This window comes from Virgibacillus siamensis (assembly GCF_039522605.1).
Taxonomy (GTDB): domain Bacteria; phylum Bacillota; class Bacilli; order Bacillales; family Amphibacillaceae; genus Lentibacillus; species Lentibacillus siamensis.
Map to the genome: position 1 here is coordinate 255,056 of NZ_BAAADS010000025.1, position 20,134 is coordinate 275,189.

General features: G+C 40.8%; 20 protein-coding genes and 1 other annotated feature (1 of these 21 only partly in view). All 20 genes read right to left on the bottom strand.

Translation table 11 applies throughout. From position 1 onward, the window contains the following. Positions 1 to 212: a binding site (T-box leader), on the bottom strand (it extends 11 nt beyond the left edge of the window). 48 nt (positions 213 to 260) lie between these two features. The 20 genes from ABD010_RS16470 to ABD010_RS16565 all read right to left on the bottom strand — a co-directional run bounded on the left by ABD010_RS16470 (position 261) and on the right by ABD010_RS16565 (position 20,056). Further along, positions 261 to 767 carry a DivIVA domain-containing protein gene (locus tag ABD010_RS16470; RefSeq protein ID WP_343815545.1) on the bottom strand — a complete coding sequence of 169 codons (507 nt, stop codon included), beginning with the start codon at positions 765 to 767 and terminating at the stop codon, positions 261 to 263. Between the two features lie 97 nt (positions 768 to 864). Then, entirely contained in the window at positions 865 to 1,641 is a 777-nt protein-coding gene (locus ABD010_RS16475; RefSeq protein WP_343815548.1) for a YlmH family RNA-binding protein, read from the bottom strand. 3 nt (positions 1,642 to 1,644) lie between these two features. Continuing rightward, the gene (locus ABD010_RS16480) at positions 1,645 to 1,920 is read right to left on the bottom strand and encodes a YggT family protein (protein ID WP_343815550.1); all 276 of its coding nucleotides are present in this window, start codon (positions 1,918 to 1,920) and stop codon (positions 1,645 to 1,647) included. Between the two features lie 6 nt (positions 1,921 to 1,926). Continuing rightward, positions 1,927 to 2,358: a cell division protein SepF gene (locus ABD010_RS16485; RefSeq protein ID WP_343815553.1), complete on the bottom strand. Its 432-nt coding sequence runs from the start codon at positions 2,356 to 2,358 to the stop codon at positions 1,927 to 1,929. Positions 2,359 to 2,376: 18 nt separating this feature from the next. Beyond that, positions 2,377 to 3,048, bottom strand: coding sequence for a YggS family pyridoxal phosphate-dependent enzyme (locus ABD010_RS16490; protein ID WP_343815556.1), 672 nt, complete (start codon positions 3,046 to 3,048; stop codon positions 2,377 to 2,379). 22 nt (positions 3,049 to 3,070) lie between these two features. Continuing rightward, positions 3,071 to 3,880, bottom strand: a complete 810-nt coding sequence (pgeF, locus tag ABD010_RS16495) for a peptidoglycan editing factor PgeF (RefSeq protein ID WP_343815559.1) — start codon at positions 3,878 to 3,880, stop codon at positions 3,071 to 3,073. Between the two features lie 51 nt (positions 3,881 to 3,931). Continuing rightward, a complete protein-coding gene (locus tag ABD010_RS16500; protein ID WP_343815562.1) occupies positions 3,932 to 4,210 on the bottom strand; it encodes a YlmC/YmxH family sporulation protein in 279 nt (92 codons plus the stop codon). Positions 4,211 to 4,412: 202 nt separating this feature from the next. Next, positions 4,413 to 5,192: an RNA polymerase sporulation sigma factor SigG gene (gene sigG / locus ABD010_RS16505; RefSeq protein ID WP_343815564.1), complete on the bottom strand. Its 780-nt coding sequence runs from the start codon at positions 5,190 to 5,192 to the stop codon at positions 4,413 to 4,415. Between the two features lie 123 nt (positions 5,193 to 5,315). Further along, a complete protein-coding gene (sigE, locus tag ABD010_RS16510) occupies positions 5,316 to 6,035 on the bottom strand; it encodes an RNA polymerase sporulation sigma factor SigE (RefSeq protein WP_343816370.1) in 720 nt (239 codons plus the stop codon). Between the two features lie 27 nt (positions 6,036 to 6,062). Continuing rightward, entirely contained in the window at positions 6,063 to 6,983 is a 921-nt protein-coding gene (gene spoIIGA, locus ABD010_RS16515) for a sigma-E processing peptidase SpoIIGA (protein ID WP_343815567.1), read from the bottom strand. 379 nt (positions 6,984 to 7,362) lie between these two features. Next, on the bottom strand, positions 7,363 to 9,006 hold the full coding sequence (locus ABD010_RS16520) for a hypothetical protein (protein ID WP_343815570.1): 1,644 nt from the start codon (positions 9,004 to 9,006) through the stop codon (positions 7,363 to 7,365). After that, positions 8,996 to 9,796 carry an ABC transporter ATP-binding protein gene (locus ABD010_RS16525; RefSeq protein WP_343815573.1) on the bottom strand — a complete coding sequence of 267 codons (801 nt, stop codon included), beginning with the start codon at positions 9,794 to 9,796 and terminating at the stop codon, positions 8,996 to 8,998. The genes ABD010_RS16520 and ABD010_RS16525 overlap by 11 nt, the downstream gene beginning before the upstream one ends. Before the next feature lie 81 nt (positions 9,797 to 9,877). Then, complete coding sequence (gene ftsZ / locus ABD010_RS16530; RefSeq protein ID WP_343815576.1) at positions 9,878 to 11,017, bottom strand: cell division protein FtsZ; 1,140 nt, start codon at positions 11,015 to 11,017, stop codon at positions 9,878 to 9,880. A gap of 71 nt (positions 11,018 to 11,088) precedes the next feature. Beyond that, positions 11,089 to 12,369: a cell division protein FtsA gene (ftsA, locus tag ABD010_RS16535; RefSeq protein ID WP_343815579.1), complete on the bottom strand. Its 1,281-nt coding sequence runs from the start codon at positions 12,367 to 12,369 to the stop codon at positions 11,089 to 11,091. 343 nt (positions 12,370 to 12,712) lie between these two features. Continuing rightward, positions 12,713 to 13,507 (bottom strand): cell division protein FtsQ/DivIB, encoded by a 795-nt coding sequence (locus ABD010_RS16540; RefSeq protein ID WP_343815582.1) that lies wholly within the window; start codon positions 13,505 to 13,507, stop codon positions 12,713 to 12,715. A 149-nt stretch (positions 13,508 to 13,656) separates the two neighbouring features. After that, positions 13,657 to 14,721: a stage V sporulation protein E gene (gene spoVE, locus ABD010_RS16545; protein WP_343816373.1), complete on the bottom strand. Its 1,065-nt coding sequence runs from the start codon at positions 14,719 to 14,721 to the stop codon at positions 13,657 to 13,659. 126 nt (positions 14,722 to 14,847) lie between these two features. Continuing rightward, positions 14,848 to 16,197, bottom strand: a complete 1,350-nt coding sequence (gene murD, locus ABD010_RS16550) for a UDP-N-acetylmuramoyl-L-alanine--D-glutamate ligase (RefSeq protein WP_343815585.1) — start codon at positions 16,195 to 16,197, stop codon at positions 14,848 to 14,850. Continuing rightward, positions 16,194 to 17,180: a phospho-N-acetylmuramoyl-pentapeptide-transferase gene (gene mraY / locus ABD010_RS16555; protein ID WP_343815587.1), complete on the bottom strand. Its 987-nt coding sequence runs from the start codon at positions 17,178 to 17,180 to the stop codon at positions 16,194 to 16,196. Before mraY ends, murD begins: the two co-directional genes overlap by 4 nt. Positions 17,181 to 17,216: 36 nt before the next feature. After that, complete coding sequence (locus ABD010_RS16560; protein WP_343815591.1) at positions 17,217 to 18,581, bottom strand: UDP-N-acetylmuramoyl-tripeptide--D-alanyl-D-alanine ligase; 1,365 nt, start codon at positions 18,579 to 18,581, stop codon at positions 17,217 to 17,219. Beyond that, on the bottom strand, positions 18,581 to 20,056 hold the full coding sequence (locus ABD010_RS16565) for a UDP-N-acetylmuramoyl-L-alanyl-D-glutamate--2,6-diaminopimelate ligase (protein WP_343815594.1): 1,476 nt from the start codon (positions 20,054 to 20,056) through the stop codon (positions 18,581 to 18,583). The genes ABD010_RS16560 and ABD010_RS16565 overlap by 1 nt, the downstream gene beginning before the upstream one ends. Positions 20,057 to 20,134 lie beyond the last annotated feature (78 nt).

Here is a 20,134-nt window from a genome sequence, read left to right on the forward strand (position 1 = left end):
GAAGACTCGCGGTACCACCCTTATAAATTCAAAACCATTCCATTTTAAATTCACTCGATGTCCGTAACGTGAACAGACCGTCCATTCCTACTTCATTCAAAACGGATTACTCCAGGGTGATCTTCAGAACAAACTGCTGTGCCGGGCTCCCACCATTTCCCGACTCGCTTGACAGCCACGTAAATCCTTACTGTCCCTATCATCGTATTTTTAAATAGTATTGTATGAATTATATGTAAAAATTCATCTATCGTCAAGACTTATGACTCTTTTTCCGCAGCCACCTCAAGTTCCTGGCTGAAATCCTCGTTAAATAGCTCTTCCCAGTCGTCCGTATCAACCAGTTCAAGCTGCGCTTCGACAAGCATTTTTAAACGGGTACGGAAAATTTTTGCCTGTTTCTTCAGTTCTTCCACATCCATGGAAATACGGCGGGATTTATTCAAAGCCTCGTTTATAATCCGGTCGGCATTTTTCTCAGCTTCTTTTATAATCAGTTTCGACTCTTTTGTTGCATTTCCTTTTAATTCCTCAGCGGTTTCCTGGGCAATCAAAATGGAATTATTAAGCGTCGTTTCAATATTTGTAAAATGACCCAATTTTTCATTAAGCTGTTCGACTTTTTCCTGCAGATCCTTTTTTTCACGAATCGTCATTTCATAGTCTTTAATCACCTGATCCAGAAATTCATTAACCTCATCTTCATCATACCCGCGAAATCCCCTGGTAAATTCTTTATTATGGATATCCAGTGGTGTTAATGGCACACAGGCCACCTCCCAATAATATATTTATAAGATTTAATAATTGCTGTAATACGTTATTATTCGACAAAAAGTTTTAAAATCCTGCTTGGCGATGGAATTATTGCAAAACAGCGATAGAAATTTTCCAATTATCCTTTTTGGTTCGGCCGTTAATATGGTTCAATCTGCTTCGTCCTTTTCCTCTTAACGAAAGAAGATCACCTTCTTCAAGTGTGAACTTCGGATCATCGACAATTTTAAAATTCACCTTAACCATCTGTTTTTCAATCATTTCAACAGCATCTTTCCTGGAAATATTGTAAATCACCTTGATTACAGCATCAAGCCTTAATGATGATACTGTCTTATCAGATGTTTTCCAAGCAGATTGTTTGGAAATCTGTTCGGTAAATGGCTTTTCCTCGAGTCTGATTTTTGTCTTTTTGATGGAAGTCAGATTGGTGATAATATAGGGTGCAATTTCAGCAGCTGCCACAATCTGAATAGTACCTTCACCTACCATGATTTCGCCAAGTTTCTGGCGCTTAACTCCCTGGGATAAAAATGCTCCCATAACATCGCGATGTGTTACGCTGACAAATTTTTCATGGTAAGAAGCCTGCAACAGTGTAAGCTGAAAGGATGTATCGTCAACAATCTCATACATCGGCGCGAGAATAACACGTTTTCTTTCAGCTGCTTCATTTCCGCCATGCTTGTACATCGTAATATCTCCGCTACTTGTGCCGATCAGCATGTCGACAATCTGCTGCTCTCTTGGGTCAAGGAAATCTGTCAGCTTCACCTGATAAGAACGCTCGACCTGCTCAATCCAGGACAACACCTTATCGATAAATGGCTGTTCTTCCGCTCTGAAATGCTGATAAATCTCCATGTTTTAAAACCAGCTGCTCAGCATATTAAATAGTACCGGCAAGCCAAATGCCCGTGCAAAGTACAGTACAAGAATTGCGACAATTGGAGAAATATCAATCATCCCGATTGGCGGAATAATTTTACGGAAAGGTTCGAGATACGGTTCACAGATTTTAGCAAAGAACTCGCCAAATGATGACTCCCGTGCACCAGGGAACCAGGACATCAAAATATAAATGATTAAAGCATAACTGTAAATCTCAAGTGCAAAATATAAAATCATATAGAGTTGGTTCATTAAATTCTACCATCCTTTTTCAGATTCATCGTCGTCCTCATACATGTCAGTTATACTCCCCGACACATCGACATTATCCGGTGAGCACAAAAACGTCTGTGCACCGAGTTTTTGAATGTCACCGTTTACGGCATATACAGTGCCGCTTAAAAAATCAACGATACGTTTTGCCTGATGGTGATCAACCCGCTGCAGATTAATGACAACTGCTCGCCTGTTGACAACATTATCAGCAATTTCCTGTGCTTCACTGTAATTCCTTGGTTCACACAAAACAACCTTTGATGTGGGATGCTGCATGCTTGTCAAATTGACTACATTCTGCTTTTTCTGGCTATTGCCTTGTTGTTCGTTAACAGGAAATTCTTCAGGTTCCTCAACATATTCGTATTCATCGTCCATCGTGAAAAATGTCTTCAATTTGTTTTTTATACTCATTTTTTCACCCCGCTCCATTTAAGATCCGACCAATTTCGAACCCAACCGGATATGTGTTGCCCCTTCCTCGACAGCGATCTGATAATCATTACTCATTCCCATCGATAAATGTTCACATGGGGCATGTGAGAGATTTTCATCCCTAATTGTGGTTCTTAGTGATGCAAGCTCCCGGAAAATACTGCGCAGTTGATCTTCATCATCCACATGCGGTGCCATCGTCATTAAGCCGGTGATTCGAACTTTTTCAAACCGCCCAACTTCTTTAATGAAAGGTAACACCTTGTCAGAATTCAGGCCATGTTTCGTTTCTTCCCCGCTTACATTCACCTGAACGAAACAATCAACAGGGTGTTCCGCCCGTTTATTCATTTCCTTCGCAAGGGAAAGTCTGTCAAGTGAATGGACGGCTTCAACTTTATTAATGATTTCTTTTACTTTCCTGGACTGAAGCGTACCGATAAAATGCCAGGATGCTTTATCGGAAATGGCATTGTATTTTTCCAGAAACCCTTCCAACCGATTTTCGCCAAGATTTTTAATTCCTGCATTAATCGTTTCTATTGTTCGTTCTATTGTAACATATTTCGTTACGCCAATTATGGTAATTTCGTCGGGATTTCGACCGCTTTTTTGACATGCCTGTCCTATATTACTGCGAATCTTGTCCAAATTTGCTGCTACATCCATCTGTTCCGGTACTCCTTCCGCGTTACGTTTTATAGCCTATGTATCCCAGCATCCTTCCTGTTTTTCCGTGATCGCGACGATGGGAGAAAAATAGGTGTTCATCTGTATATGTGCAATAATTTGTTATATCTATATTATGACGTAAAATTCCCTGTTGTAAAAGAATTTCAGCATTTAATTGCTTTAAATCAAGCAAAAATCGATTTTTCCCCTTATTTTCAACCACTTTTTTCTGGTTACTTTCCGTTATATGGTCAATGACATTCGCATCCACTTCATAGTTCTCTTTTGAAATACACGGTCCAATAGCCACGAGTGTATCTTTCGGATTTACCCCTGCCTCCGTGAAATGTTGGATCATTTGTTCAGCAATTCGTTTGACTGTTCCCTTCCAGCCTGCATGTGCAATTCCGATAAATCCTGTCACAGGGTCGAAAAAAAACAAAGGAACACAATCAGCATAAAAGGCTGTACACAATATACCATTTTCTTTGGTGATTAGTCCGTCAACGCCTTTCAGCGAAGTATCAAAGAAAGCAGATCCTTTTCCGGCATCACCTTCTCCGGCAATATGAATCCTGGTATCATGTATCTGCTCACCCGAGACCCACTTTTCAAGAGGAATGGTTAATGTTTCCGCTAACTTCATTCTGTTGGCAAGCACATCATCATGCTTATCAGGAACATGAAGTCCAAGGTTAAATGATTTAAACGGACTGCTGCTGGATCCTCCGTTTCTCGTTGTAAAGCCCGCCTTTAATTTCGGATTTATGCGCTGCCACTTTTCAAGTACCAGCATCAGATTATGGCTTTCATAAAATGGCTCATTCACTATCGTCGCCCCCTGATTGTATGCTTGTTCCATATTATCATATTTTAGGCGTCATTCGAAAAATTGCTGCTGTTCTTCATATATCGTCGTTTTACCCGGATTGCGAATCAAGACAACATCAGATCCAATCGTCTCAATTTTATTCCATGGAATTTCCATTTCCCCCGGTTTGCCAAACAATCCTCCTGATTTCTTTTCCTTTGTATATATAATCAGCGCGGTAATCATCCCGGTATTCCCGTCTATTTCCAAATCAGATATGTGCCCCAGTCTGCTGCCATCACTGATTACAATCACTTCCTTTACCTGAAGTTCCGATAATTTTATCATACGATTCACCTGCCTTTGTATTGATGTATATGCAGAACAGGTTTGAAAAATTAATGCACACAAAAACGCCACCATAACTTGGTGACGTACAGAATCGCACATATCCAGTCCAAAACCGCACATATACGCTCTGGAAGCGCACATATCCGGATGGACTGGACCTATTTTGCGATTACTTCTTTATCCAATTATTCGCTTCAAATCATTCAAACATCTGCTTGTTCATCTGGCTGATGGCCGCTTTTTCGAGGCGGGAGACTTGTGCCTGTGAAATGCCTATTTCATCGGCAACCTCCATTTGTGTTTTACCTTGAAAAAACCGCTTATTCAGAATCATATTCTCCCGATCGTTCAGTTTAACCATACCCTCCTTCAATGATAATTTATCAACCCACATTCCATCACTGTCACTGTCGTCACTCAACTGATCCATTACATAAATTGGGTCTCCGCCATCATTATAGATTGGCTCAAACAATGACACCGGGTCCTGAATAGCATCCATTGCAAACACTATATCTGAGTGTGGTACACCCATTTCCTCAGCAATTTCAAGTGGTGTCGGTTCTTTGGAAGTTTTATTAATTAATTTTTCTCTGACCTGCAGTGCTTTATAAGCTATATCCCGCAATGATCTTGAGACGCGGATAGGGTTATTGTCGCGCAGATACCTTCTTATTTCGCCTATGATCATCGGAACAGCATACGTGGAAAAGCGCACATTATGTCCTAAATCGAAATTATCGATTGATTTCATGAGTCCGATACAACCTACCTGAAATAAATCATCCACATATTCTCCACGATTATTAAATCGCTGAATAACACTTAATACCAGTCGTAAATTTCCGTTTACCAGTTCTTCCCTTGCTGCAATATCACCCTCATGCATTTTTTTGAACAACTTTCGCATTTCATCATTTTTAAGTACGGGTAATTTGGATGTGTCTACACCGCAAATTTCTACTTTATGTCTGGTCATTATGTTCTACCCTCCCGGTTGGAGATGCTGTTCATGGTCAGTATCTCCCCATAGGAGGTTTTTTATGCAATTGGGTATCGTGTAAAAATGACTAGAAAATCATCAAATTCTTACTGCAGCAAGTCATACCATTTTATTAAATTCTTTTTGGAGCCGGCGAATAATTTTTTTCTCCAGCCGGGAAATATAGGACTGCGAAATACCGAGCATATCTGCCACATCTTTTTGAGTTTTTTCTTCCTGTCCAACAAGGCCAAAGCGTAGTTCCATAATCTGTTTTTCCCGCGGGTTCAACTGTGATAACGCACTTTTCAGCAGGGACTTATCAACGTTTGATTCAATGTCCCTCGTAATGATATCTTCATCAGTTCCAAGCACATCGGAAAGCCGTAATTCATTACCATCCCAATCGATGTTCAATGGCTCATCAAATGAAATTTCAGTTTTTAATTTGTTATTTCTACGCAGGTACATCAGAATTTCATTTTCAATACACCTGGACGCATACGTTGCCAGCTTGATTTTTTTCTCGGGATTGAATGTATTGACAGCCTTAATCAGGCCGATAGTTCCTATACTGATCAAGTCTTCGATATTTATCCCGGTATTCTCAAACTTTCGGGCAATATACACGACCAGCCTTAAATTGCGTTCAATCAGCATCGCCCTGGCGGATTTATCACCTTTGGGCAGCAATTCAAGTAATTCTCTTTCCTCTTCCTTGGATAACGGTGGCGGCAATGCTTCACTGCCACCAATATAATAGATTTCATCCGATTTAAACCCTAGTTTAAAGAGGATTTTATACCACCATAATCGCGTTCGCAGTTTCCATAATCGCAACTTCAAAATTAACCGCTCCTTTACTAATTAAGCTGTTTCAACAACTTCTGATTTAACAATTTTAGGATGAAGCAGACAATGATAGGATTGATCCTTGGTCAATTCCGAAAATTGAATTCCAATTATGACTTTTCGGGTTGTGATTTTTTGATTATCATAATAAAACGTTAAACTGTCAGGTTTTAAACCCATCATAAATGTACGGTTCCCCTCCACTCCCTGGTATGGAATGATATTAATTCGATTTTCCCACTTTGACGGAAGTTTCTCGAAATTCAGTTCAGAATGGGCCTGATAAAGCGCTTTCCAATCATCTTCTGTAAACCACTTTTTCAAGAAGTACTCATCACAAATGATAACCGGCTTTTTACTGACCGGGTCCATCAACTGATTCCCACTATCAATGTATCCTGTCGTTGAAAAACGTTTACTGTCAATTTGAATGTTTACCGGGCAAAGCTGGTCATACCGTATTTTCTCGTCTGCATGCTTGTCCATCCTGGTCTTTGTAAATATCCAGGCCAATGGAAAACCTATTACAATAAACATCCAGCTGACCGGTGCTCCGAATCCGCTGTTAAACGTAAGTATGCCACTTGTTGAGACCCCGACTGGATTCTGAAGTAAAAAGTGTATTGCTAGCAAGCCACCCCCTATTGCAAATGTTGTAAAATAGAACAGGAGAAGCAGTTTCGTCATCCGGTACAGTGAACGAATCCGGAAACTGCACAAAATAATGACGATGGAATAAAACAGTTTCCCTAATACTGTGTTCACGAACGTATCCGGATAATAGATTGATAATGGGACCAATAATGAAGCGATGAAGGCACCAAAGATGATTCGGATTTTACGTGTGCCGTCCTTCGCTAACGCCTGTGTGAGCATAAGCAGCATCATATCCAGGAGAAAATTCAGCAACCAGACGGCATCCAAATAAATGGTCACTTCACACTTCCTTCCTTAAGAAAATACCTTAACTGGAAGTATAGCCCACTAAACCGGCAAAGTCTGTCACTTCTTGTACGCTTATTGGGGCTAATTTTATCTAGTTATCAGTGACTTTGTCGGGAGCATTTTTGAGGAATTAGTGTAGTTTGGAAAAGAGGAATTGTTAACCTTTGTAATAACAAGTTTGGGATAAAAGAGTTCTATCAATAAATCTGCTTTGGCTGTAAATAGTGGAATTAGCCGCTCCGGAAATATACTTCGCTTTCACTTTCGAGCATAAGTGAAAGCGAAGTGTATGCCGGCTGCGAATCAGATAAAACCCGCTATATAAAAACCAAATAATGGATAGAAAAGTTTCTCGCAAAGCAAAAACTCATCAAAAAACCTTACTCCCGCTGAAACAAAATTTCCACGATATAATCGTTACAGCAATCAGAATAAGCAGGTACCCATAAACACCATATTCTACCTTCGATGCCAGAAAATGCAGCAGTGCGGTTATGCCGACTAACACCATCAAAATAAGATATTTCACGGTGCTTCCGCCCTGCATTTGCACAGATTCCATCGGATTGGTGAATGGATAGGATTCATTATTAATCAATTTGTACGAAATAAGCGTATGCAAAATTGCTGTTACGAAAACGACTGCCAGGTCCGGTACAATTCGGAATGAAAAAATTACAATAAACACTGCCGATAACATAATAAATACCGGAAAATACAATTTGACCAGGAATGCTTTTAATGTCGCTCCATAGATGACGGCTGATCCTTCTATCGGTGCTGCCTGAAAAATCCAACTACCCTTATAGTCCACTGAATATTTTAGGATGTGGATCACAGTTCCGATCATGATACAGGAAAAATAAATATTAAAGTAAGCATTCCCCGCGGCGAGTTCTTCAAACGATCCTCTATTTAAGGAATTAAACATAAATATAAACGGAAAAACCAGCGCCATGCCGATGGTCGGGTAAACTTTTAATTTAAAATCTCTTTCCTGCCTCATCATAGAAAGCGAGAAGCGAAAGAATAACCGTTCCTGTTTTCCCTTGCATAACATACGCTCCCAAAACCGTTCAAAAGGGTGCTTTTTAACTGATGGATTCCCTGTGTTCTCCAAAAGTTTTTCCAGATTACTCTCAAATGAAGGCATCAAATAATAATAGATTCCAATTGCAATAAATGGGATAACCAGCGCAAGAAGTGCCATAAAGATAATTGGCCCGGACGAATTACCATTCAGCAACAGCTCAAATGGTGCACCGAACCACAGCGGTGGGATAAGGATGTGCCACCAGCTGAAATCATAAACAAACTCAAACATAGCAAAATCAAAAGCCCGAATAACAATCTGGTACCCAACTACAATTCCAATCGCAAGAATTATCTGCACATAATTAATAATATCCTTCAGTCTGTCACCACTGAAATAATGCAAAATAAATATGTATGCCAATGCAGTCAGCGCAATCATAAATAAAAGCATCAGCACGGTTTCCATCAGAAATAATGAAAAGAAAGAAAAACGTCCGGTCGCAAGCATTACGATAGATGGTACCGCTATAAAAGCCCCGGCTAAAAGGGTCATATAGATCATAATATGAATTAGCTTGGCAGCATTAATCGTTCTGTTATGGACGGGCTTGGTATTCAAGATTGTTTTATCCCGTACATCCAATAATACTGCAGAAAAGTCAGAAATCATCGATGTCATCAAGATAAACATCATAATTCCAAACAGAATACTCGACTGATACATCAGATTGTCACCAAAAAACAGTACTGGGATGAGGGTTAAACTGTATAAAGCATAAATCCCCAGTGATTTAACAAACTGATTTCCTTCTTTACGCTTATTGGAAATGTCCGCATTTAAAACTGCGGGTACACGGCGCTGGTCCATTAATAATTTTATTTCCAGAATTCTCCGCATCGTTGTATAATCGATTTGGATGGAACGGAAAAACCCTTGAAAATTGTCGAGCAACTTCAGTGATCGGAATTTATGCATCATCCTCACCGTCCATTATTATACCGACAACTTGTTCAGCAGTGTCCTTGTATTCATCAAATCCGGTTAACTGGTTAAAGATATCCTCCAGGGACCCCTCTTTTTCATTCGCCTGGCGTAATTCCGCAAAGGTTCCATCTGCAGCAATTTTGCCATCTGCAAGCAATACAATTCGATTACTTATTTTCTCAACAACATCCATAATATGAGACGAATAAAAAATCGTTTTACCACGCTCCACCAATTGTTCCATAACATCCTTGATGATCATTACGCTGTTGGCGTCCAGGCCGTTCAACGGTTCATCAAGAAAAATAAGATCAGGGTCGTGTATGACGCCGGACATAATAATAACTTTCTGTCGCATACCTTTGGAAAACGATGAAATTCTGGAATGAAGCACATCTTCCATTTCAAACGCAGCCATTAATTTCCTTGCTTTTCTCGAAGCTGTTTCCCGATCGATTCCATATAGTTCGCCAACAAAAGTCAGGTATTCATCTGCGGTCAGATTTTCATAAATGTCCGCATTCTCCGGAACATAGCCGATTTTCCGTTTATATGTATGGTCACTTTCCTTAATATTCTCCCCAAAAATTTCGACCGTTCCTCCATATCCTTCAACAAGGCCAAGCAAAATTTTCAATGTTGTGCTTTTACCGGCACCATTCGGACCAATATAGCCGATCACCTGACCCTGGTAAACATCTAAATTGATTCCCCGTAATACCTGATTCCCTCCAAAATGCATTGTCAGGTTCTCCATCGACAATACTTTTTCTCCATCTCCCATTATGTCTAACACCTCACTATTTTTTACATACTAAAACAGCAGCCAGAAAATGTCTGGCTGCTGATTATCAATTGATGCTAATTAACGGTTCCGGTTGCGGTTTCTCAGGAACGTTGGAATATCCAGTGTATCCTCTTCCTGCGCTGGACGGGACTGCTGGTTTTGGCTTGGTTCTCTTTCCCGGCTGAACTCGTCATTTGGTCTTGTAGCAGCCTGTTGCTTTTGATTCAAACTAGGCCGCTGGCTGACCTGTCTTTCCTGCTCTTTATTTTCATCAAAGCCAGTAGCAATTACCGTTACAATTATTTCATCTTTCAAGTTTTCATTAATAACCGAACCGAAGATAACATTCACTTCTTTGTCAGCTGCGGATGTAACCAGATCTGCTGCTTCCTGTACTTCATAAAGACTTAGATTTGTGCCACCGGTAATATTCATCAGAATACCATGTGCACCGTTTATATCTGTTTCAAGCAGCGGCGAGGAAATAGCTTTTTTGGCCGCTTCCGTCGCACGACTTTCACCTGTTGCTACACCAATTCCCATTAATGCGGACCCTTTATCAAACATAATCGTTTTCACGTCAGCAAAGTCCACATTAATCAGACCTGGTTTGGCAATCAGGTCAGAGATACCCTGAACACCTTGACGAAGTACGTTATCCGCTTCACGAAAAGCCTCCAGCATTGGAGTGTTCTTATCAACGATTTCCAGCAGACGATCATTCGGAATGACAATCAACGTATCTACACTGCTTTTCAGTGCATCGATTCCGGATACCGCCTGAGTGGATCTCCGTTTACCTTCAAATGTAAATGGTCTTGTTACAACACCGACCGTCAGTGCTCCCAGTTCTTTAGCAATTGATGCAATTACTGGTGCAGCACCTGTACCAGTACCGCCCCCCATTCCAGCTGTGACAAAGATCATGTCAGCACCTTGCAGCGCCTCTTCCAGCTGCTCTTTATTTTCTTCAGCTGCTTTTTTTCCAACTTCCGGATTTGCTCCTGCTCCAAGGCCGCGGGTCAGTTTTCCACCGACTTGAATTTTCGTTTCCGCTTTCGATAAATTAAGTGCCTGTGCATCGGTATTGACAGCAATAAATTCAACACCTTCCACACCATGTTCAATCATACGGTTTACAGCGTTGCTTCCGCCGCCGCCGACACCGATTACTTTTATTGTTGCCAGTTGATCCATATTCGTATCAAACTCTAACATAGTTCGTTCCTCCTAATATGCAAAATTACAAGAGTTCCGGAATCTACTAATATCCGGGAATTTTCAAAGTTTTAATCAAAGAAATACTTAAATATATTAGCTAACCCAGATTCCTTTTTCTCCTTATTTTTCGGCTCTTCATTGTTTGAATTCTTTTTAGTACGCTTTGGTTTTGTTTCCTGCTGATTAACCAGTACAGACGGGAATAACTCTTTTCCTTGTATTTTCGCATTACGATAAGCAAATTGCAAGATTCCAACCCCGGCTGTAAACTGTGGTTCTCTGACCCCTATGTAATCAGGTATGGCTAAGCGGACATTTGATTGGAAACAATCCTGGGCCAATTCCAGTACCCCCGGCATTTTCGCCGCACCGCCGGTTAAAACGTATCCGCCGGGCAGCTGCTGATAACCCATCCGTCGAATTTCACGCTCGGCGTAAGCATAGATTTCTTCAACCCTGGCTTCTATCATATCAGCAATCTGTAACTGATTGTACATTTGTGTCGTATTGCTGCCTATAATAGAGACCTCAAAAGTTTCATCTTCCTGGGCATCATCAAAGAAAGCATGTCCATAATTCAATTTTAAGTCTTCTGCTTCTTCAGTTGATGTTCTAAGCCCGATGGATAAATCCTTTGTAATATTGTCACCGCCAAGCGGCACTACACTGGTAGCCGCCAGATGGTCATTTTCGAAAACGGAAACTGTTGTACATCCGCCTCCAATATCAATCAGGGTTACCCCCAGATTTTTCTCATCTTTGGAAAGTGCAATACTGCCAGCCGCTAATGGCTGCAGGCAAATATCGGAAATTTGCAAACCGGCCCGTTCCACACATTTTAAAATATTGTGCAGGACAGATTTAGAACATGTAATAATCGTTCCTTCCATCTCGAGCCGCACACCAATCATACCTCGGGGATCGGTTATTTCGTCAAGTCCGTCAACAATAAATTGTTTCGGGATGACGTCAATTATTTCACGCTCAGGGGGAATGGAAACAACCTGTGCACCATCAATTACCCTAGTGACATCCTCATCACCGATTTCACGATTTTCACTTTGAACCGCGACAACCCCATGGCATGGCTGCAACTGAATATGGTTACCGTTTATTCCGACTACGACACTGTCAATCTGCATGCCTACCATTCGCTCTGCCTGTTCAACAGCATTCCTGATCGAATGAACCGTCTGATCAATATCTACAACCGCACCTTTTTTCATTCCATTTGATTTCGCGGTTCCCACTCCAATAATATTAAGGGAGTCTTCCAATACTTCTCCAATTATTACTTTGATTTTTGATGTACCTACGTCAAGACTCACTAGTACTTCACTGTTGTTCAAAGAAAGGCACCTCCAGTTTCAGAAGCATCCGGCATTTCTGTTACCAGATGAATTCTCGTATTCTGTTCTTCATCCATTCTATTCTATAATCCACTATTTTAAAGGAATATACGTGAAAAAGGAACTTATATAGAGTAATTCTTCAAAAATCACAAAAATCCTTCTATAATTTATGATTTAATAACCCAATTTAAAAAATTACCCATAATTGTTTTCCTGTAAACATCACATTTTGTATAAAAAAATAAAAAGATAGTGAGATTTTCCCCATACTATATATTTCGTTTACATAGAAACATATATGACTTTCGTGTTAGTCAGGAATTTATAATTTTTTCAAATACTACTCAGACTCATTACTGTTTTTCTTTTTGCCAGTGTTACTGTCCGCTGGATTATATTTTTCAAAATAGGCACCTACACCAATATGAACGATCCCTTTTGTACCAGGTTTAATTTGGGAAACGATTGATGGATATGCTTTCATTTTTTCGGCGAACCCCCGTATCGTACCGTCAACTAAATACCCGTCATTCATATACAGTAATATTTTGTTCTTATTTTCGTCAGTTGGCTTCCAATGGATTTCCGAAATCAGTTTAAGAATACTGTCCGGCAGCTTTGTTAATTGCCCAGCCATCTTCTGCACATATTTCTCATTTGAAAAATTCATCATGACTGGTGCATTGCCACCCGTCGTATTGCGTTTTAAATCAGTCAACACACTGCCATTTCCAAGTACAGGAAAATAATTTCCATCTTTCTTTATGTAACCAACATAATTATATTCAGAAACCGCAATTTCGACTGTCCATGGTAAATTTTTACTGACATCGACGGATTGTATAATCGGATTCTTACTTATCGCTTCAACCACTTCTTCTTCATTAATCATCCATATATTCGTGTTTTCGGAAATGCCGCTTTGCTGCTTTATTTGTTCATCCTCCGTATAACTGTTGCCTTTAACCTTAATTGTATTTACATCGCTCAGCGGCGACTGAAGATATACGATGATGGAAATGAGAACGAAAAATATGGAAAGATAAAAAATCAGCCGACGATTTGCCTTCTTCTTTCGTTCTTGCTTCAACCTGGGGATTCGATCTTCAATCGAAACTATTTTTTTCTTTGCCATCCCATGTCTTCCTTTTTCAAAAAATTAAAGTGACACATCGAATGCCACTTATCTACTGTTACATGAATTATATCATATTATCTACTCTGATATGTAGTAAACTTTACCCAGTTTACCAGCAGATTTAACCAATTTTGAAGAATGTCCGATTAAATCCTCGAATACTTGCTGATATTCAGCAAAATACCGACTGAACACATCGTCAAGGTCAATGATGACCCCCCATAACTAAGAAATGGCAACGTGATTCCAGTTACAGGAATCAACCCGATAACAACGCTGACGTTAATCATAACCTGAATCGTTATCATGGAGACAATTCCAAGCGCCAAAAATCTGCCAAATGCATCCGGTGCCTCAATTCCGATTCGAACCCCCCGCCAGAACAATAAACCAAACAATGCGATAACCGCTGTACCGCCAATAAAACCGAGCTCCTCGCCCAGAATGGCAAAAATAAAGTCTGTCTGTGGTTCGGGCAAGTAAAAATATTTTTGCAGGCTGTTACCGAGACCAACACCCATTAATCCACCCGGGCCAAGTGCATACAAGGACTGGATAATTTGAAACCCGTCACCGAGCGGGTCCTGCCACGGATTTAAAAATGCAGTAATTCTGCTGATCCGGTATGGTGCTGACAAAATTAGGTATAGGAATCCGGCCACACCAATCGTGGCCATTCCAATGAAATGGGATAATCTGGCACCTGCAATATAAATCATCATCATACATGTTAAGATCAACACAACCCCGGTCCCCAGATCGGGCTGCAGCATAATCAAACCGAACGCTGTAAAGACCAAAATTATTGATGGAAAAAAACCCTGCTTAAACGATGTAATATATTTTTGATTGACAGACAAAAACACTGATAAATAAATAATCAGCCCAAGTTTTGTAAATTCAGATGGCTGGATACTGAATGCTCCCACACCAATCCAGCTCTGTGCGCCGTTCCGCTCCATTCCTATACCCGGTATCAATACAGCAAGAAGCAGCACAAAACAAACTAGCAACAAGACCTTACTGTATTTTTTCCATGTTCCATACGGAATGGACATAATAAAAAACATAGCAAAAATTCCAACTGCACTGAATAATAATTGACGTTTCAGGTAAAAAAAGGAATCGCCAAAATTATATTCCGCCTGAATGTAGGAGGCACTGTAAATCATGACACTTCCAATAATGAGCAAAGCAAGAATAATGGCCATTAAAGCAAAATCAGGTCTGCGTTCAAATGTAAATAATTTTTTTATCAAAAAAACACCCCATTTTTCCAGTTTCATCGGAACAGGGGCGTTTATTTTTTCGTATCTATTTAAGGTTTGAACAAGCCCCTACTTAAGTGTATGCACGGCTTGTATAAACATGTCTCCTCTTTGTTCAAATGTACGGTACTGATCCCAGCTCGCACAGGCTGGTGACAATAGCACAACATCACCTTCAGCAGATTGACGATAAGCAATTGTAACGGCCTCATTCATCGTTTCTGCACATGTAACAAACGAAATTCCAGCTTGTTCAGCAACCTTCTCGAGTTTTCCGGCTGTCTCACCAAACAGGACCATTCCTTTTACATAATTTAAATATGGAAGGAGTTCGTCAAATTCATTCCCCCGGTCCAGTCCGCCTGCTAGTAAAATAACCGGTTGTCTGAATGATGCCAGTGCTTTTTGTGTCGCCAGAATATTGGTTGCCTTTGAATCATTGTAGAACAAACGGCCATTGATCCTATCAACAAATTGCGTTCGATGTTTAACACCAGTAAAAGAACTCAGCACCTGGCGAATTCCATTATTAGTGGCGCCACTTAACTTGGCGACGCACATTGCGGCAAGAATATTCTCCAGGTTATGGTCCCCTACAAGTGCAATTGCATCACGACTGGCAATTGGTTCTGATTTAAAATAAATGTTGGATCCGTCCGCCCAGGCACCATTCTCAAGACGTTTCTGCAATGAAAAAGGCACCTTTTGAGATGCTGCCTTCTGTACTGCATCACATACAACCGGATCATCCGCATTATATACTAGAAAATCATCCGCATCCTGATTGGCAAAAATATTGCTTTTAGCGTTTTTATAGTTTTCAAACGTTTTATGGTAATCCAGATGTGCCTCGAAAATATTCAGGAGAACGGCAATTTTCGGTTTGAACGATTGAACGCCCATCAACTGAAACGAGGATAATTCAAGCACCATTTTTTCATCCTCTTTCAGTGTTTGCGCAACTTCGGAGGCAACAAAGCCGATATTACCGGCAACCTCTACAGGCTGGCCGCTTCTTCTCAGCATTTCGGTAACCAAAGTCGTTGTTGTTGTCTTTCCGTTGGATCCTGTAATTCCAATGATTGAACTCTCAACCATTCGCCCGGCAAGCTCGATTTCTGTTATAACCGGGAGTCTCCGTTTTTCTGCTTCAATAAGCAAAGGATTATCATATGGAATGCCCGGATTTTTTACAATAAGATCAATTCCGTCCAAAACAGAAAGAGGATGGGAACCGGTAATTACTTCCGCCCCCATCGTTTGCAACTCACGTATCTCCTCATCCTGTTTATCTGATTTTTTGTCATTTACCCTTACATTTACTCCGTTTTGCAGTAACAGCCTGGCAGCTGCTGTACCACTTTTTGCCAAGCCTAATACAAGTGCATTGGAGTATGGGAAGTTCGTTAATTTCTTCACGTTATCCACACCTCAATATAAACCCCTAAGGCTGCAAAAAGTAATCCTACCAGCCAAAAGGTTGTAACTACCCGCCATTCGGACCATCCCATCAGCTCATAATGATGGTGAAGCGGGCTCATCTTGAATACCCGTTTGCCTGTCAATTTAAACGAGATTACCTGAATGATGACAGAAAGTGTCTCGATGACAAATACTCCGCCAATTACGATAAGAATAATTTCCAGCTTTGTTAAAATGGCAATTGCTGCGATTGATCCGCCAAGTGCTAATGAACCGGTATCGCCCATAAATACCTTAGCAGGGTGTGCATTGAACACCAAAAAGCCAAGCAACGCCCCGACTACTGCCAGTGAAAATATCGTAATCTCAGCCTGAGGGGTTCCGTACCAGGCCAATATTGCAAATGCCCCAAAGGCAATTGCGGCTGTTCCTGCCAGCAACCCATCCAGCCCATCGGTCAGGTTTACAGCATTGGATGCACCGACAAGCATAAACATTATCAGCAGTGCATATCCCCAACCCAGCTCCCACTGTATCGATGTCCCAGGAATCTGGACATATGTAGAGAAGTCGTTATATCGCAAAATAAAATAAAACACAAGTGCAATGATAATCTGACCAATCATTTTTTGCCGTGAGGTCAGTCCCAAATTTCGTTTCATGGCAATCTTAATAAAATCATCCAGAAATCCCAGCAGCCCATATCCCACAAGAACAAATATAAGCAGCCATAACTCATAGCTGATGGAACTGCTGCTGAATTTGCTGACCATAATCAGCGACGTCAATATAACACTGATTACAATCATCGTTCCGCCCATTGTCGGTGTTCCTGTTTTTTTAAGATGTGACTGTGGTCCTTCTTCCCTGATGCTCTGTCCAAATTTCAAACGTCGCAGGAATGGAATGAAAATCGGTGATAAAAGGACGGTAATCAGAAATGCTATTGCTATTGTCATCAATAATATATAGATGTTCATTGTTTCTCCTCCTCATGCAGCGACCGTCCGTACATTTTATGCCTCGTTGCCTAATTGTTCAACAAACCATTCAAATTGCATCATCCGCGAAGCCTTAAACAAGATCAATGTGTCTTCAGATAAATATTCCCCCAACACCTCTAGCAGCGAATCCTTTGAAGTAAAATGCATGGATATTATGTTCGGATTTTTGTCTTTAACTGCTTCTGAAATAACTTTGGCCTGTTCCCCCAGTGTGAAGACGGCAGTAATAGGCTGCGCAATCGAATCTGTTACAGATCGATGGAAGGATTCAGATTGGTCTCCCAGTTCCAGAATATCTCCGAGAACCAATAACCTGCGTCGAAAACCTTCCATTTGTTTAACCACCTCAATTGCAGCCTTCATCGAAGTTGGTGAAGCATTATAGGCATCATTAATAATGGATGCCCCATGCTTCCCCTTCCGTAATTCAAATCGCATTTGGGCGTGCTCTAGTGAATCGAATGCTTTATTTATCGTTTCCGCAGCAACACCAATCCGTTTTGCGACAGTGGCAGCCAACGCCGCATTCAGGGCATGGTGTCTTCCCAAAAGCGGTATGGAAAATGGCTCGCCATTGGAGAGACTAAATTGTGTACGATTCTGACCCAAGGTAACATTTTCTATTATGACATCATTTTGAGTATCAAAACCGCATGTTATAACATTATTCCGATTGTGCAAATGACGCAACAATGGTTCGTCCCCGTCAAGAATAAGCCAACCGTTATCCTTCATTCCTTCCATAATTTCAAGCTTTGCCGTTGCAATACCCTCACGTGAGCCCAAATATTCAATATGTGACTCGCCTATATTGGTTATAATCGCATAGTCCGGCTTGGCTATCCTGGATAATACTTCAATTTCGCCAAAGTGATTCATTCCCATTTCAGTAACAAGCACTTCGGAATCGGCCGGCATCGATAATATTGTCAGGGGAACTCCTATATGATTGTTCAAGTTCCCTTTTGTATAGTGTGTACGAAATGATGGTTTCAGGATTGCTGACATCAAATCTTTGGTTGTTGTTTTGCCATTTGACCCGGTAATGCCAATCACAACCGGATTTACCTTCTCACGATAAACAGCAGCAAGCCGTTGCAAAGCATGCAGTGTATCATCAACGTAATAAACAGGGAAATCGTCAGGCAGAAAACCGGGCAAATCTCTTCCCGTTTCCCATAAAGCAGCCACCGCTCCATTATTAAATGCTTGTTTTAAAAAATCATGACCATCAAACTTTTCACCTGTAATTGGAATAAATAAGGCTTGATTTGTTTTTTTGCGGCTGTCAGTTACCACTTCATCAATCGGCGATTCGTCTGCTGACCCGGTATAACGGGTGAAAACAGTCGACAGCCATTCCGTCGTAAACAGCATTACAATGTCCCCTTTTTGTCAATTGCTTTTTTTGCCTCCACCCGGTCGTCAAAATCATACCTCGTCCCGCCAATTTCCTGGTAGGTTTCATGACCCTTACCGGCAATCAAAATAATATCATCTGTATCTGCCAGTTTCACGGCCATATTAATTGCTTCTTTCCGTCCTTCAATGACCTCATAATGGTTATCCTCTAATCCATCAGTCATATCGCTTAAGATTTCCCCAGAATCTTCAGTCCGCGGGTTATCAGATGTGAATATAACATGATCAGCATAATTCATGGCAACATCCGCCATTAACGGTCGCTTCGTCTTATCTCGATCTCCTCCACATCCGACAACAACGTAAACCTTTTGTTTTGCAAATCCTTTGATTGTTTGCAGTACATTTTCCAGAGAATCTGGTGTATGTGCATAGTCGACAATCACCGCAAAATCATGATTCCCTTCAACCGGTTCAAATCGTCCGCTTACACCTTTTACCTTTTCCAACGCATCCTTAATTTCTGAAAGCGGAACATTGGCTGCAATGGCTGCAGCACTTGCCGCAAGCATATTATAAATATTAAACGTTCCGACCAGCCTGCTGTTGATCCGAACAGAGCCGACAGGAGTCTTCAGCGTGAATTCAGTTCTTGTGACCTCAAGATTGATTTCTTCGGCCATAACATGTGCTTCATGTTCACAGCCGTATGTAACTACTTGCTGTGCGGTGCTTCGTATTAAAAAATCCGCATGCGGGTCATCGAGATTAATCACCGCGTATTTTTTATTTTCTTCGTCAAAGCTATTGCCCAATTGCGAAAACAACAGACTTTTAGCATGCAGATAATCTTCCATATTGCGATGATAGTCCAGGTGATCCTGTGAGATATTTGTAAAAACAGCAATATCAAAATCACACCCATGTACCCTGCCAAGGTCCAGCGCGTGTGAAGATACTTCCATTATAGCTTGTTCAACTTTTTCATCGTGCATCTGTTTAAACGTACGTTGCAGAAACAATGCATCAGGCGTGGTATTCTTCACCGGATGTATATCTTCACCAATTTTCATTTGAATTGTTCCAATCAGACCTGTTTTCCGGCTGACCTGATTGAAAATGGATTCCAGCAAATACGTCACGGTAGTTTTACCGTTTGTTCCGGTCACACCGATTAACGGCAATTTTTTTGTTGGATATTGAAAAAACTTTCCAGCGACAATAGGCAGTGCCCTCGAAGTGTTAGCCACTTTAACTGTCGGCACAGGTACGGATACATCCTTTTCAGCAAGAATAGCACTTGCTCCATTTTGCACCGCCTGTTCTGCAAACTTATGCCCATCAACCGTAAAGCCATCAATGCAAATAAACAAATCACCGTCCCCAACTTCGCGGGAATCCATTTCAACATTTTTAATCTCAACATTATCGATTGGGGCGTTTAATTCTTCATAAAAGGTAAGCTCAGAAAGTAATTCCGATAATTTCATATCAAACATCCTATCATTTTATTAGTCTCCATATATTCATTCCAAGTATAAGCATTTTTTAAGAGGGCAGGAACACCC

Bases quoted from the DNA above. Each gene is read 5' to 3' on its own strand.
- ABD010_RS16475 (WP_343815548.1), bottom strand. From the start codon at position 1,641: ATGGAGATTTATCAGCATTTCAGAGCGGAAGAACAGCCATTTATCGAT.
- ABD010_RS16480 (WP_343815550.1), bottom strand. From the start codon at position 1,920: ATGAACCAACTCTATATGATTTTATATTTTGCACTTGAGATTTACAGT.
- ABD010_RS16485 (WP_343815553.1), bottom strand. From the start codon at position 2,358: ATGAGTATAAAAAACAAATTGAAGACATTTTTCACGATGGACGATGAA.
- ABD010_RS16490 (WP_343815556.1), bottom strand. From the start codon at position 3,048: ATGGATGTAGCAGCAAATTTGGACAAGATTCGCAGTAATATAGGACAG.
- ABD010_RS16500 (WP_343815562.1), bottom strand. From the start codon at position 4,210: ATGATAAAATTATCGGAACTTCAGGTAAAGGAAGTGATTGTAATCAGT.
- sigG (WP_343815564.1), bottom strand. From the start codon at position 5,192: ATGACCAGACATAAAGTAGAAATTTGCGGTGTAGACACATCCAAATTA.
- ABD010_RS16520 (WP_343815570.1), bottom strand. From the start codon at position 9,006: ATGATGCATAAATTCCGATCACTGAAGTTGCTCGACAATTTTCAAGGG.
- ABD010_RS16525 (WP_343815573.1), bottom strand. From the start codon at position 9,796: ATGGGAGATGGAGAAAAAGTATTGTCGATGGAGAACCTGACAATGCAT.
- ftsZ (WP_343815576.1), bottom strand. From the start codon at position 11,017: ATGTTAGAGTTTGATACGAATATGGATCAACTGGCAACAATAAAAGTA.
- ABD010_RS16540 (WP_343815582.1), bottom strand. From the start codon at position 13,507: ATGGCAAAGAAAAAAATAGTTTCGATTGAAGATCGAATCCCCAGGTTG.
- spoVE (WP_343816373.1), bottom strand. From the start codon at position 14,721: ATGGCCATTATTCTTGCTTTGCTCATTATTGGAAGTGTCATGATTTAC.
- mraY (WP_343815587.1), bottom strand. From the start codon at position 17,180: ATGAACATCTATATATTATTGATGACAATAGCAATAGCATTTCTGATT.
- ABD010_RS16560 (WP_343815591.1), bottom strand. From the start codon at position 18,581: ATGCTGTTTACGACGGAATGGCTGTCGACTGTTTTCACCCGTTATACC.
- ABD010_RS16565 (WP_343815594.1), bottom strand. From the start codon at position 20,056: ATGAAATTATCGGAATTACTTTCTGAGCTTACCTTTTATGAAGAATTA.